Annotated in this window: 12 protein-coding genes and 2 riboswitches; of the genes, 10 read left to right on the top strand and 2 right to left on the bottom strand. The window is 65.3% G+C overall.

The window, feature by feature from the left end; genetic code table 11:
* The first annotated feature begins 96 nt into the window (after positions 1–96).
* From AB4Y73_RS13670 to AB4Y73_RS13715, 10 genes are all read left to right on the top strand, one after another.
* Positions 97–789: a metal-dependent transcriptional regulator gene (locus AB4Y73_RS13670; RefSeq protein ID WP_441872418.1), complete on the top strand. Its 693-nt coding sequence runs from the start codon at positions 97–99 to the stop codon at positions 787–789.
* A 173-nt stretch (positions 790–962) separates the two neighbouring features.
* Positions 963–1,179: riboswitch (cyclic di-AMP (ydaO/yuaA leader) on the top strand.
* A gap of 3 nt (positions 1,180–1,182) precedes the next feature.
* Positions 1,183–2,007, top strand: a complete 825-nt coding sequence (locus AB4Y73_RS13675) for a M23 family metallopeptidase (protein ID WP_441872419.1) — start codon at positions 1,183–1,185, stop codon at positions 2,005–2,007.
* Between the two features lie 145 nt (positions 2,008–2,152).
* A riboswitch (cyclic di-AMP (ydaO/yuaA leader) is annotated at positions 2,153–2,319 on the top strand.
* Between the two features lie 70 nt (positions 2,320–2,389).
* Positions 2,390–3,067 carry a C40 family peptidase gene (locus tag AB4Y73_RS13680; protein WP_441872420.1) on the top strand — a complete coding sequence of 226 codons (678 nt, stop codon included), beginning with the start codon at positions 2,390–2,392 and terminating at the stop codon, positions 3,065–3,067.
* Between the two features lie 151 nt (positions 3,068–3,218).
* Entirely contained in the window at positions 3,219–3,983 is a 765-nt protein-coding gene (locus tag AB4Y73_RS13685; RefSeq protein WP_441872421.1) for an NlpC/P60 family protein, read from the top strand.
* 236 nt (positions 3,984–4,219) lie between these two features.
* The gene (locus tag AB4Y73_RS13690) at positions 4,220–4,720 is read left to right on the top strand and encodes an HNH endonuclease (protein ID WP_190991504.1); all 501 of its coding nucleotides are present in this window, start codon (positions 4,220–4,222) and stop codon (positions 4,718–4,720) included.
* Between the two features lie 44 nt (positions 4,721–4,764).
* Positions 4,765–5,442, top strand: coding sequence for a molybdenum cofactor guanylyltransferase (mobA, locus tag AB4Y73_RS13695; protein ID WP_441872422.1), 678 nt, complete (start codon positions 4,765–4,767; stop codon positions 5,440–5,442).
* Positions 5,439–5,762 carry a DUF6457 domain-containing protein gene (locus AB4Y73_RS13700; RefSeq protein WP_441872423.1) on the top strand — a complete coding sequence of 108 codons (324 nt, stop codon included), beginning with the start codon at positions 5,439–5,441 and terminating at the stop codon, positions 5,760–5,762. Before mobA ends, AB4Y73_RS13700 begins: the two co-directional genes overlap by 4 nt.
* Before the next feature lie 10 nt (positions 5,763–5,772).
* Positions 5,773–7,182: a molybdopterin molybdotransferase MoeA gene (locus AB4Y73_RS13705; protein ID WP_441872424.1), complete on the top strand. Its 1,410-nt coding sequence runs from the start codon at positions 5,773–5,775 to the stop codon at positions 7,180–7,182.
* A 133-nt stretch (positions 7,183–7,315) separates the two neighbouring features.
* Positions 7,316–8,215: a formate dehydrogenase accessory sulfurtransferase FdhD gene (gene fdhD / locus AB4Y73_RS13710; RefSeq protein ID WP_441872478.1), complete on the top strand. Its 900-nt coding sequence runs from the start codon at positions 7,316–7,318 to the stop codon at positions 8,213–8,215.
* Positions 8,216–8,346: 131 nt separating this feature from the next.
* Positions 8,347–11,373: an alpha-mannosidase gene (locus tag AB4Y73_RS13715; protein ID WP_441872425.1), complete on the top strand. Its 3,027-nt coding sequence runs from the start codon at positions 8,347–8,349 to the stop codon at positions 11,371–11,373.
* Between the two features lie 391 nt (positions 11,374–11,764).
* Here the strand turns inward: AB4Y73_RS13715 and AB4Y73_RS13720 are convergent, their stop codons facing one another.
* Positions 11,765–12,388, bottom strand: coding sequence for a hypothetical protein (locus tag AB4Y73_RS13720; RefSeq protein WP_441872426.1), 624 nt, complete (start codon positions 12,386–12,388; stop codon positions 11,765–11,767).
* A 110-nt stretch (positions 12,389–12,498) separates the two neighbouring features.
* Positions 12,499–13,284, bottom strand: coding sequence for a hypothetical protein (locus AB4Y73_RS13725; RefSeq protein ID WP_441872427.1), 786 nt, complete (start codon positions 13,282–13,284; stop codon positions 12,499–12,501).
* Positions 13,285–13,428 lie beyond the last annotated feature (144 nt).

The raw sequence follows: 13,428 nt of genomic DNA on the forward strand, positions 1-13,428 counted from the left end.
AGTCAAAATAGGCTAAGCTTTTTACTGGACCTCGCTGCGGCTTGAACGCGATACGGTGGGTCAACGCAAGGTACTTTGTTCGAGGAGCTGAGCTGGATGACGGATCTGATCGATACCACGGAGATGTATCTTCGAACCATTTTGGAACTTGAAGAAGAGAACATCGTTGCTCTTCGCGCACGCATCGCCGAGCGGCTGCGCCATTCCGGGCCCACCGTGTCCCAGACTGTCGGCCGGATGGAGCGTGACGGACTGGTAGTGGTCTCCGGAGACCGTCATTTGGAACTTACCGACACCGGCCGCAAGCGTGCCACTGAGGTGATGCGCAAACACCGGCTCGCGGAGCGCCTCCTGGCTGATGTAATTGGCCTGGACTGGGCCTACGTCCATGATGAGGCATGCCGCTGGGAGCACGTGATGAGCGAGCGGGTGGAACGGCGCATCTACCAGCTCCTTGACCATCCCACCAAGTCACCGTACGGCAATCCCATCCCAGGGTTGGCCGCGCTGGGCGGGGCTGCCGCCCTCCCGGAAGCTGGTGTGATTAATCTCGTTGAGGCCATGCGCGGATACGGGCCGACGTCGAGTGTCACCGTCAGCCGGCTGGCTGAGCCCATCCAGGTGGAACCTGAGTTGCTGGTGCAGTTGGATGAAGGCGGCATCAGGCCCGGAGCTTCCGTGTCGCTGGAGCGTGTGGGGGAGTACATTTCCGTGCGGGTTCCGGGCATCGAGGGCGCGCTCGAGCTGCCTCCGGAAGTTGCCGTTCACGTTTTCGTCTCCGTCAGCTGAGACCACCGCCATCCGGCGAAGTGGCGCCTCGGGGTGCGCTTACACAAGGCGCTAGCGCAACGGTGGCGGTTGCGCAAATATAACGGAATTGTTACTGTCCGTTTTGATCGCTTATAGTTTAAACCCAAGCGTCGATATAAAAGCGTTACCTGATCCGGAGCCGAGCTCTGCCAGCGGATCAGGTGCACGAGTCACCAACTGGCAGAGGCGGGGGAACCACAACCGGCAGTCGCAAGGCTGCCTCGGGGTGAAGTCCGTCAGCAGCAAGCCTCTCCAGTGAAGGTTCCTTATGGGTATCTCTGCGCCGAGAGCTTGCACCGGCGGACCGGGTCTTTGAACTCTCTGACCCGAATCCGACAGCTAACTTCGCAGGCTATCCAGAGAGGAACATTCTTGACCACGCAATACTCCAGGGGCCGCCGCCGGGCGGCTGGCCCCGCTTCGGCGGCCCGCGCGGTCGAAGATGCCACCGCGGAGAGGCCCCGCGATCCGCAGCGCGAAGCTCGCCGCCGCCGCGGGGCCTTCCGGCAGGTCACCGATTTCGCGGCCGCCAGCGGCGTTGGGCAGAAGGCCGGCATTGCCCTTGCTGCAACGGGCCTGGTCCTGACCGTGACTGTGCCGGTGACGGGCCCGGTGATGGCAGACCAGCAGCCCGGCCACCCCGTTGCGGCAGTGTCGGCCGCCCCACAGCCGGAAATATCCGCAGAAGCGGGCGCCCAGATTGATTTCAGCCGATCCTCTGTGGTGACCCAGGGTGACCCGGACGGCAAACTGAAGCAGCTGTTGAGCGCGCAGTCGGCCGGATCCATCACGCGTGCTGCCTCCGCAGGAAGCCTTGGTCCACCGCTCGCCCAGCTCATTACGGCTTCACCGTTCGGCTTTCGAGTCAGCCCCATCACGGGTGGCGCCGGCGACTTTCACCGCGGTCAGGACTATGTGGCCCAGTGCGGGACCTCGGTCATGGCTGCCGCCAGCGGCACTGTGACGTTCGTCGGCTGGCACCAGTACGGCGGCGGCAACCGCGTGGTGATTGATCATGGCAACGGCCTGGAAACCACGTACAACCACCTGTCCTCGGCCAGCGTCAAGGTTGGCCAGACCGTGACCCGCGGCCAGGTCGTTGCCCTCAGCGGCACCACCGGCGCCTCCACAGGCTGCCACCTTCACTTCGAGGTCCAGGTCAACGGCGACGTTGTTGACCCCACAGGCTGGCTCTAAGCCCAAATGATGGCAAACTCTCAAATCGCAGTGACATGCCGTGACCTGAATGTGACATTGGTTCCGAAGTCCTGTAACGTCTAAGGCGCGTCAACTTTTCCGAAGTTGACGTTCTTGAGTGGATTGCCTAGCTCTGCCACCGCTCAAGGTCCGTTCGCATGAATTCGTCTGGCAGGGGCGGGGGAACCAATTTTGGCCTTCGATTTCTGAAGGCCTTGGGGTTAAGTCGCATAGCTTCCCAGGAAGCAGCGCGGCCGGGTGCACTCCCATCCGAATCCGACAGCTCACCTCGCAGGCATTGGGAGAGGCTACCTTCGTGTCTTCACGTCATAATTCTGCGCGCCACCGTGCGCAAACGGTTCGCACCAATCCTTTGGGCTCCGTGTCCAAGGCAGTAAGTGCAAATGCCGGGACCGTAGGTCGCCAGGCTGCTGTCATCGCAGCCGCGTCAGGTCTCATCCTGACCATGGGGCTTCCGGCCAACGCTGCGGACACCACCGCTGGTGTGTCCGCGTCCACCGAGTCCGGCTCCGCGCAGGCTGCCCTTGCCGTCACGGCCGCACCCACTGCCACTGTCTCCTTTGAGCGCCCGGTAGTGAAGACCACGGCCGCGCCCGTGATCGAACGGGTGCGTGCGCAGTCCACGGCTACGGAAACAGCAACGGCAAGCCGTGCTGCTGACGTAACCAAGGATGCTTCGGCCAAGCTCGCGGGCACCGTTTCCTCCGCAGCAGCGTCGGGCCTGGCAGCCATCGCCTACACGGGCATCGGCCACCCCTACCTCTGGGGCGGCACCACTCCCAATGGCTGGGACTGCTCCGGCTTCACCCAGTGGGTCTACGCCCAGGCCGGTATCAGCATTCCCCGCACCAATGCCTGGACCGCCATGCGGCCCACCTCCACTCCGTCCCCCGGTGACCTGGTTATGCAGAACGGCGGAGCCCACGTGGGCATCTACGTCGGCAACGGCATGATGATCAGCGCGCTGAACCCTGGACAGGGCACCCTGCTGCACGCCGCTGCGGCAACGGGCACGTCCTCGTACTACACCCTGGGCTAGTCCGGACTCCGGACCTCCTCCCGTTTCTTTCCTGGAAACTCTTCGCTAAATCCCCGTTCGGGGCGTGCCGGCGTACCCCCAAGATGCCGGCGCGTCCAAAGCCCCTGGGCTGCCATCGCGGCCCTGAGGAACACGAAAGAGAGAAAAATTAATGACTACACGTGCAACTGTTGCACGGCACCGCGCCGAGGTCACCAAGACCAACTCGCTGGCTGTCATTGCCAAAGCAGTCGGCGACAACGCCGGCGGCATGGGCCGTCAGGCCGCGGTTATCGCCGCTGCCTCCGGTCTGGTCCTGACCAGCGGTATCGCGGCCAACGCCGCTGACACCAATGTTCAGCGCGAAGCGGCTTCAACCGCCACCTTCGAGGTGGGGACGGCAGCACCGGCCGTCATTTCGGCTGAATCCACCATTGCCATCTCCTACGAGAAGCCGGCAGTTACCACCACGCCGGCTCCCGTCGCGGAACCCGAGCCCGTTGTTGAGGCCGCTCCGGCCGCTCCTGCCGCTCCCGTAGCCCAGCCCGCGGCAGCCATCAAGGTGGCTTCTTCCGCCCCCGCTGCACCGGCCGCTCCGGTCGCTGCCAGCGGCAAGGGCCAGGCCATCCTGTCTGCAGCGTACGCCCAGCTGGGTGTCAACCAGGACTGCACCATGCTGGTAACCAACTCTCTCGCCGCCGTGGGAATCCACTTCCACGACTGGCCCGCCGGCTACCTCTCTCTCGGCCGCACCGTGAGTGCAGCAGAAGCACAGCCCGGCGACCTGATCTACTACGCAAACGGTGGCGCAGGCATGGCCCACATCGCGGTCTACGCAGGCAACGGCCAGGCCGTGCACGGCGGCTACAACGGCAACCAGACCGTTGTATTCAGCGCCAATGTTGGCTCGGGACCGGTTTTCATCCGCGTGTCCTAGTTACTGTTTGAGCCTTTCAAAGGACCCCCGCCTGGTGGTGGGGGTCCTTTGCTGTCTCCTGCCCTTTCGGGACGCGGCGGCCAGGGAGCAGCCCGACCCGTCAGGACGGTCGGACCGGCGATTAGTTTAACCGGGCATTTTTTGTTTACTCTTGTGGTGTCGATCCATAGCCCGGATATGCCGGGGGCAGCCGGCCCTCGTGCCCCTGACGGGTGCGGCCACAAAGAGGTAAGTGCATGCGCACTCTCGTTCTGAATGCTGGATATGAACCGCTGGCGGTAGTCACCTTCCGCCGGGCGCTGGTGCTTGTGCTAACGGGCAAGGCCAGCGTTATCGCCGAGGGCGATGACCCCGTGGTGGGTCCGCAGGAGATCCTGGGCCGCCCGTCCGTGATTCTCCTGAATCGCTACATCCGCCCGAGATATAACCAGAGCACCGCGGTCAGCCGCCGCGGTGTGCTCCGCCGGGACGGTCACCGCTGTGCTTACTGCGGCAAAGGCGCGCACACCATCGACCACGTGCAGCCTAAATCGCGTGGCGGCGCCGACTCGTGGGAGAACCTTGTGGCCGCGTGCCTTCGGTGCAACAACAGCAAGGGTGACCATACGCCGGCTGAGATGGGCTGGAAGCTGAGGTTTGTGCCTGAACCGCCGCACGGCACCATCTGGCAGATCAAGGAGCTCGAGAAGCCGACGCCGGCCTGGGATCCTTTCCTGCTGCCTGAACGCGCCGCCTGAACGCTACCGGAGCAGTTAACTTCCGGCGCAGCTAGGCTGGGCGTGTGGATGCAAACCCTTTCAATTTTGATGCCGTCATTCTCGCCGGTGGGCGTTCGGCGCGTCTGGGCGGCGTCCCCAAGCAAGGGCTGACGTACGACGGCGAAACCCTGTTGCGCCGTTCGGTCGCCGCCGCCGGAGGTGCCCGGACCGTCGTCGTAGTGGGTCCTGATATCGCCGAAACTCCGGCCGGCGCCCTCAAATGCCGGGAGGATCCCCCCTTCGGTGGTCCGGCCGCGGCCATCGCCGCCGGGCTCGCAGCACTGGAGAAGGCGGACGCCCGCCGCCCGCCCTTTACCCTGGTTCTTGCCTGTGACATGCCCAACGTCCGGCAGGCGGTAGCGGCCCTTCAGGAGGGATTGCTTGCCGCCGGCCCGGGGGCGGGATGGGACGGGGTGGTGGCTGTCTCCGAGGATGGTCGCCGGCAGCCCCTGGTGGGTTTTTATAGCACGGCCGCGCTACAACGTTCCGCGGCGAAACTTGCCGCCAACGGCGAATTAATGAACGGGTCGGTCCGGGCACTCCTTGCTAGTCTTGACGTTAAGCCTGTCGCCGTTCCGGCCGGCTCCACGGCAGACGTGGACACATGGGACGATGCCGCCGCACTTGGAGTGGCCGGCCCTGGTCCGCTTGGTGGATTCCGGAGCGAAGCGGCCGCAGATGATTTGGGAGGCAGAGCGTGAAAAGCCAGGATGAGACGCTGGAAGAGTGGTGCAGGTCCCTGCTCCAGGCCTATGACTTGGAGGACGTCCAAATCGACGTCAACGCAGTCCTGTCGCTGGCCGGAGTTGCGGCCCACTCCGTAGTGCGTCCAGCCGCCCCGCTGACGACGTTCATTGCCGGCCTCGCTGCGGGCCTGGCTGCCGGATCGGGGCAGGCGCCCGACTCCACGGCCATGACAGCGGTCATGGACCGCGCCCGGACCCTCGCGGCGGACTACGACTCGGATGCGTCAGCGTCTGAAGCCACCGCTCCCAAAATCACCGGGGCCTCCGTCGAATGATCACCGTCGAATGACCACCGCCCCCGGCGATGAAGCCGGGAGCCCCGACCCGCAGCATTCCCCGCCCCCACCCGAGGCCCACCCAACCCACCTGGCCCACACATGGGAAGAGGCACGCCAAGCAGCCTTTGACAGTGCCACGCCGATTCCCCCCGGACGGGTCCCGCTCAGCCAGGCCCTGGGCCGGGTACTGGTCGAAGACATCACGGCCCTGCACGACATGCCGCACTACGCGTCCTCGGCCATGGACGGCTGGGCGGTCAACGGCAGCGGCCCATGGATCGTGGCGGAGCCCGGCCAGCGGCTGGCTCCGCATCAGGCAAGTCCAATCGTTACGGGCGGATTGATCCCGCCCGGCGCCAAGGCGGTGCTGCGCAGTGAGAGCGCGGTGCTGGGCGCTGACGACGACGGCCTGCCGCTTTTGCTGACGGGCGGGACTGCCCGCCCGGGCGAGCCCAGTAACGGCCAACACATCCGGAGAGCCGGCGAGGAAGCGGCCGAGGGGGACATCCTGGTGAAGGCCGGGGTGACCCTGAACCCGGCACACCTGGCCGTCGCCGCGCTGGCCGGGCATGATGACCTGATGGTCCGGGGGAAGCCCGTGGTCAAACTTCTGCTCACCGGCTCCGAAGTGGTTGCCCAGGGTCTGCCTGACCCGGGGAAGGTCCGCGACACGTTCGGCCCCCAGCTTGCATCCGTGGTGGAGATGCTCGGCGGCCTTTACTCCGGCCAGGAAAGAATCGGCGATTCCTATCCCGAATGGCTGGCAGGGCTGGAGGACCTCGCGCCGGAGGTTCCCGACCCCGCCGCGCTGCCTGCCGACGTCGTCATCACCACCGGCGGGACGGGGCTCTCCGCCACGGATCACCTGCGCCGGGCTGTGGCGGAGCTGGGCGGTCGGCTGATCATCGACGGCATCGCCATGCGCCCCGGCCACCCTGCTGTCCTGGCTGAACTCCCCGACGGGCGTTTTGTGCTGGGGCTGCCCGGAAACCCCTTGGCCGCCATGATGGCGCTGTCCACGGTGGGTACACCCTTGCTTGCTGCGTTGGGCCACGGGGCCATGCCGCCCGTCGAGCACGTCCCCTGCGGCACCACCATTGAACCGGAGCCGGGCCGGACACGGCTCATGCCTTTCCGGCTCCTGTACGGCATGGCTTCGCCCGCCAAGCACACCGGTCCGGGGATGATGCGCGGGCTGGCATCGGCACACGGCGTGATGGTTGTCCCGCCGCACGGAGTGCAGCTCGGTGAGCCCGTGCCTGCCTTCGCTTTGCCGTGGGGGCCGCCGCTGCCGGGACCGGAACCGGCCGGCGCCAAACCCAAAACCCGGTCAGCCGCCAAGGGCGCCACCAAAACCGCAGGCAAGGATATGGCGAAGCCCGCAGGCCCGGTGGACTGGAGCGCCCTGCTCGGCTGACGGGCTCAGCCCAGTGCCTGGCTGCAACGGCCCTGCTGCACGGGCTCCAGCCCTACTCTGCGGGCACCGGGCGTTCCGCACAGGCCCGTCGGTGGTGCGATGATTGACCTATGAACAGGATGCCAGGCCGCTGATGGGACGCGTTACCCAGCGCCGCAAGGTGCACAAATACGTCCTGGACGGCTCGCCCGCTGCCCTGGAGTTCCCCATCCGTCACCGTGAGGACGTCCTCGCTGTGGAAGAGCCGCTGGAGATCCGGCTCGGCCAGCTTTCGTTCTCGGTGACAATGCGGACTCCCGGTGACGACTTTGACCTGGTGGCCGGATTCCTGGTGTCCGAAGGAATCATTTGGACTCCCGAGCAGCTTGTTTCGCTGCGGTTCTGTGCCGGTGAGGACGAAAATGGTGTTCAGACGTTCAACGTCGTGGAGGCCCAGCTAAGGCCTGACGTGGAGCTTCCGTCCAAAGGGCGGAACGTGTTCACCTCGAGCTCTTGCGGCATCTGCGGTACGGACTCCATCGAAGCCGTACGGAAGTCGTCCCGCTACAGCCCGGCGGCGGATCCTGTGACCATACCGGCGGACGTCCTGGCTACCCTGCCTGACCGGCTTCGGGAAGCGCAGGCGGTGTTTGACACCACCGGAGGCGTCCATGCCGCGGGCCTCTTCCGGATAACCGACGACGGCGGCGTGGACCTGTTGTGCCTGCGCGAGGACGTGGGCCGCCACAACGCCGTGGACAAGGTAGTGGGCTGGGCACTGCGGGAGGGGATGCTGCCGCTGACCGGCCTGGTCCTGCAGGTATCGGGACGGGCATCGTTTGAACTCGTCCAGAAAGCTGCACTGGCAGGGATCCCGGTCCTGGCGGCGGTAAGTGCGCCTTCGAGCCTGGCCGCAGAGCTTGCACAGGCCAGTGGCATGACGCTTGCAGGGTTCAGCCGAGGCACGAGCCTGAACGTCTATGCCGGCCAGGAAAGGGTCACCCTGTCCGCCCCCGACGTGGCCGAAGACGCCGCAACCGGGGTCGCGGGATAAGTCCTGCTAACGCTCCTGGGACGGGAACTGGTACTTGGCTATTGGGCTACTAGCCGGTAGATTTTATCCATCGATTGGACAGCGTTGTCCGGCGTCGAATGATCCAATCCACGTATCTAAGAGGGTTTACAGTGCATGACGACCGCCGGATTACCGAAGTCCGACTGGGCCGGTTTGTCCGCGAGCGGATCAATCCTGCCGTTTACACACGCAGTGTTCCCCTCACACTGAGCAGTTGGGAAGCGCCCGGCGAACCGGTCGCCGTGATGGAAGCCCTGCGTCATGATTTCCTCCCGCAGGAACACGGTGCCGCCTGGGGCCGGCCGTGGGGCACCAAGTGGCTTCGGCTCCAGGGCGATGTTCCTGAGGCCTGGGGCACGGCGCCGGACACCACAGTGGAGATCGTGGTGGACCTCGGTTTTATCAACGAAGCCCCGGGTTTCCAGTGCGAAGGCATCGCGTGGCGTCCCGACGGCACCATCATCAAGGCGATTTCGCCGCGGAACCAGTACATCCCGCTCAAGCTGCTGGGCAGCGGCATAGCGGTTGACTTCTATGTTGAGGCAGCTGCCAACCCTGATATGGCGCAGGGGTGGACCTTCGCCGCAACCCCCTTGGGGGACAAGGCGACTGCGGGCACGGCGCCGCAGTACAGGCTCGGCACGATCGCCATTGCAGAACTGAACCGGACGGTCTGGGAGCTCCAGCAGGACGTCTGGACCCTCTCCGGACTAATGCATGAGCTTCCCGTGGAGCAGCCGCGGCGCCATGAGATCCTCCGTGCGCTGGAGCGCATGATGGAGCAGATGGACCCGGACGATGTGCCCGGTACTGCCGCCGCCGGCCGCGCCGCCCTGGCCGAAGTCCTGTCCCGTCCCGCATATGCGTCCGCGCACCAGTTGGTGGCCACCGGTCACGCCCACATCGACTCCGCCTGGCTGTGGCCGGTGCGTGAGACCATCCGTAAGTGTGCCAGGACGTTTTCCAATGTCGTGTCCCTGATGGACGAGGATCCGGATTTTGTGTTCTCCTGCTCCTCGGCCCAGCAGTTTGCCTGGATGAAGGAGTTCTACCCCGAGCTCTTCGGCAGGATCCGGGAGAAGGTTAAGGCAGGGCAGTTTGTTCCGGTGGGCGGGATGTGGGTCGAATCGGACACGAACATGCCCGGCGGCGAAGCCATGGCGCGCCAGTTCGTTGAAGGCAAGAACTTCTTCCTGCAGGAATTCGGCGTCGAATGCCGCGAAGCCTGGCTGCCTGATTCGTTCGGATACTCCGCCGCCCTGCCGCAGATTGTGCGGTCGGCCGGAAGCCGCTGGTTCCTGACGCAGAAGATTTCGTGGAACCAGGTCAACCGGATGCCGCACCACACCTTCAACTGGGAAGGCATCGACGGTACCCGGCTCTTCACGCATTTCCCGCCCGTGGACACCTACAACGCCGAACTGACCGGGCGGGAACTGGCGCATGCTGAACGCAATTTCCGTGATCATGGGCGCGCCAACACTTCGCTGGTGCCGTTCGGCTATGGCGACGGCGGCGGCGGACCCACACGTGAGATGCTGGCCGCCGCGCACCGCACCGCGGACCTCGAGGGCTCACCCAAGGTCCGGATAGGTTCCGCCGAGAGTTTCTTCACCCAGGCGGAAGAGGGCTATGCGGCCCTGCCGGTATGGGTGGGGGAGATGTACCTTGAACTTCACCGCGGGACTTACACCAGCCAGGCCAACACCAAGCGCGGCAACCGGCGCAGCGAACACCTGCTTCGCGAGGCCGAACTCTGGTGCACCACAGCAGCTGTCCGCAGCTCTTTCGCCTACCCGGGTGCCGAGCTGAAACGCCTCTGGCGGCTGGTACTCCTGCACCAGTTCCACGATATCCTGCCTGGCAGTTCCATCGCCTGGGTCCACCAGGACGCGGAGCGCAACTACGCCGCCATCAGTGCCGGCCTGGAGGCCATCATCGGCCAGGCCGCGGCCGCACTGCTGGGGGAAGGTTCGCGGACGTTCCTGCTCAACGCCGCACCCCACGCGCGCAACGGCGTCCCGGCACTCGGCGCCGCCGAGCCGGCCATCGAGGGCCAGTCTGTGCAGGCCACCGGGGCGGGCGGCGGTTTTGTGCTGGACAACGGCATCATCAGGGCTGTCGTAGACAGCGATGGCCTGCTCACGTCCCTCACCGACTACGCCACGGGCCGCGAAGCCATCGCCCCCGGATCGCGCGGCAACCTGCTGGAACTGCACCGGGACACCCCCAACGAATGGGACGCCTGGGACATCGATGAGTTCTACCGCCGCAACGTTACGGCCCTGACCGACGTGCAGGACGTCCGGCTGGAGCACGTCGGAAACAGTGCCGTCGTGGTGGTGCAGCGGATCGCCGGTTCGTCCCCGGTCACCCAGCGGATCACGCTGGACGTCGGCAGCGACTCCCTCGCCATCACCACTGCCATTGAGTGGCAGGAGAGCGAGAAACTCCTCAAGCTGGGTTTCCCGCTTGACGTCAAGGCTGACCGCTCGGCTGCCGAAACGCAGTTCGGGCATGTCTTCCGGCCCACGCACAACAACACCTCCTGGGAGGCGGCGAAGTTCGAGATCTGCGCGCACCGCTGGATCCACGTGGCCGAACCCGGCTACGGCGTGGCAATTTCAAACTCGGCCACCTACGGCCATGATGTCACCAGGAATGTCCGGGAGGCCGACGGCGGGACCACCACCTCAGTGCGCCTCTCCCTGTTGCGGGCACCGAAGTTCCCCGACCCGGCAGCCGACCGCGGACACCATGAGCTGACGGTCACCATCCGCCCCGGTGCAGGAATCGCCGACGCCGTTGAAGAGGGGTACCGCACCAACCTGGCGCCGCGCCTGGTTCGCGGCGGCCGCGGCGTGGAGCCGTTGTTCACCGTGGACAACCCTGCGCTGGTCGTCGAGGCCGTCAAGCTGGCGGAGGACGGTTCGGGCGATGTGGTGGTCCGGCTCTACGAATCCCTGGGCCAGCGCTCGGCCGGTGCCATCAAAGCCGGCTTCCCGGTTCAGGGCGTGCAGGCAACGGATCTTCTGGAACGCCCCGTGGACGCGCCAGGGGTGACGCCCGCGGAGCAGGGCAGCGTCAGCCTGGCCCTTCGCCCCTTCCAGTTGGTCACGTTGCGGTTCGCCCGGTAGCGCTCCTGGAACACCGCAGCCGGGGCGGCACCCGCGAACTGGATATTTCCAGCTGGATCTCTCGTCCGTCCCCCAGCAGACCGTACTCGAAGCCATCGAGTTGCTGGGTACTGAGGTGCTCCCGCTCGTGCAGCGTGAGCTGGGAACCACTTCTGCTGAGGCCGCTGGGTCACCGGGCGCGCTTGACGCGGAGCGGTAACGGGTTATGCCCTTAAGCAGGCTGAGTGGGGGCGGTCCCCAACGGCCGCCACCACTCATCCCCCCAATGCGCGCAAAGGCTTAGAGGCGGCTCGGCATCCAAGAAGTTATCCCCGTTCGCAAACACCGGCGCGCCACCTTCACACATTCATGATTGTTCCACGTCTAATGATTTTGTGAAAGCCGGGAGGGGCTACTTGTCAGTAGAAGTCTTTTGGTGCGAAGGGCCACGCCTGTAAATCATGCCTGCCACACCGATCAATGCCAGCCCAATGACGAAGCAAAGCACCGCCACGTAGTTGATGACAAACTCCACAAAGCCGAACTCAGGTGGGATCAGCGGGAACACCAGGCTCCAGCCAGTGGCGACGGCACCGAGGGCCAGGAGGAAGGCTGACACCCGAACCAGCGCCGGAAGAGTGCTGCTGACTGTGCGCACCATGGCCGGCAGCAGGACGAGTGCCACATAGGCCGGGTAGGCGCGGCCGGCGGCTCCATAGAACTCAACCAGTTGTCCATTGCGGCTGTCCTTTAACGACACCGCAACCATGCCCGCGGAGGACCCCGCCGTGTCCATCATCAGGAAGACGACCAGGACCATCAGTGAGGTCAGCGCAAGCACAGTCATCCCCATCCGCCCGGTGATCAGCCGGTAGGCAGCGTCAGCGCCAAAGCCCTTGGTGATGCGGATCCCCAAGAAATAGATGGCGGCAAAGATGACCAGCCGAAGAATGAGATTCGCCAGGTTGATCCCGCCCAGCGCCTGGTCGATGGCAACATACGGCGCCTCGATGCTGAGGAGGATCGCCAGGGTCATGAGCGCGCAAATGTAGCAAACTGTCCGGTTTTTCCCCCGCAAAGCGCCGGGAACACGGGCGAGGGCCACCAAACCGCAAGCAGCCAAGGTGGACCACTGCAGGATTTCGATCATCCCAGGTTCTCCCAGATCTTGTCGGTTCGTTCTTGGTCATGTTCCTGCCGGCGGAGGGCTCTGCCGAGAGTCTGCAGCCGTTCCCCTGCCAAGGTGGTCAGTTCGCCGTCGGTCATACTCTCCAGCGCCGCGTGCCGGGCTCCGGGAGGCCAGCCGGCCTCCGCCTCCGTGATGAGCCCGGTTGCCACCAGGCCGCCGGCCGCCGCTACGCCGGCCGCCGAGGCCGTGGCCACGGCCAGTTCCGGGGAGAGCCGGTTGGCAGTCAGCTGTGCCGAATAATTCTGCGGTGCGATCCCCGTGGCGGTCGAGACGCGGTGCCGCAGTACGCCGTCGTCGATTGCCTCTACCCAGTCTCGCACCGAGGTGGCATGCGGTGGCGGCCCCAAGGCCGTCTGCCGCCCGCGACCCGGAAGGGCTGCGTCGGGGATCCCCGGCTCGCCGAGACCTGACTCGGCCAGTCCGCCCCGTTCACCAACACCGCGAAGCAGGAGCGCCCGCAGGAGATCCGTCGTGGAAATCTGGCTGACAAGTTCGGACCTGGTGGGCTGGCGCTGCGGGCCCGAGAGTTGGCTGTAGGCCTCAAAACCGGCCAACGCGGAGACGGGGTTGACGTGGTAGGCGCGGCTGATGCTCACCACGGTTGCCTCCGCCACCTTGCCCCGGACCAATTGCTGGGCCAGGGTTGTCCGCTTGATGCCGGCCGCCCGGCAGACGTCAGAGGTACTCGTCTCGGGGGCGACACCGTGCAGCCAGCGCTGGAAAGCCTTGGCAGGAATGGGCATATCGGCTCTCTGCTGAACGGATGATTGCACTTGATTTTAGCCTGCCTTCGGTGGGCGGTTTGATGCGTGTTGCCGAGTCGACTATGCTTGATGGTCGAGCCCGTTGGTCCGCACACCCCCCAAGTCCGGACCGGCGGGCTCTTT

Origin of the sequence: Pseudarthrobacter sp. TAF60_1, assembly GCF_052113505.1 — a bacterium.
Classification (GTDB): domain Bacteria; phylum Actinomycetota; class Actinomycetes; order Actinomycetales; family Micrococcaceae; genus Arthrobacter.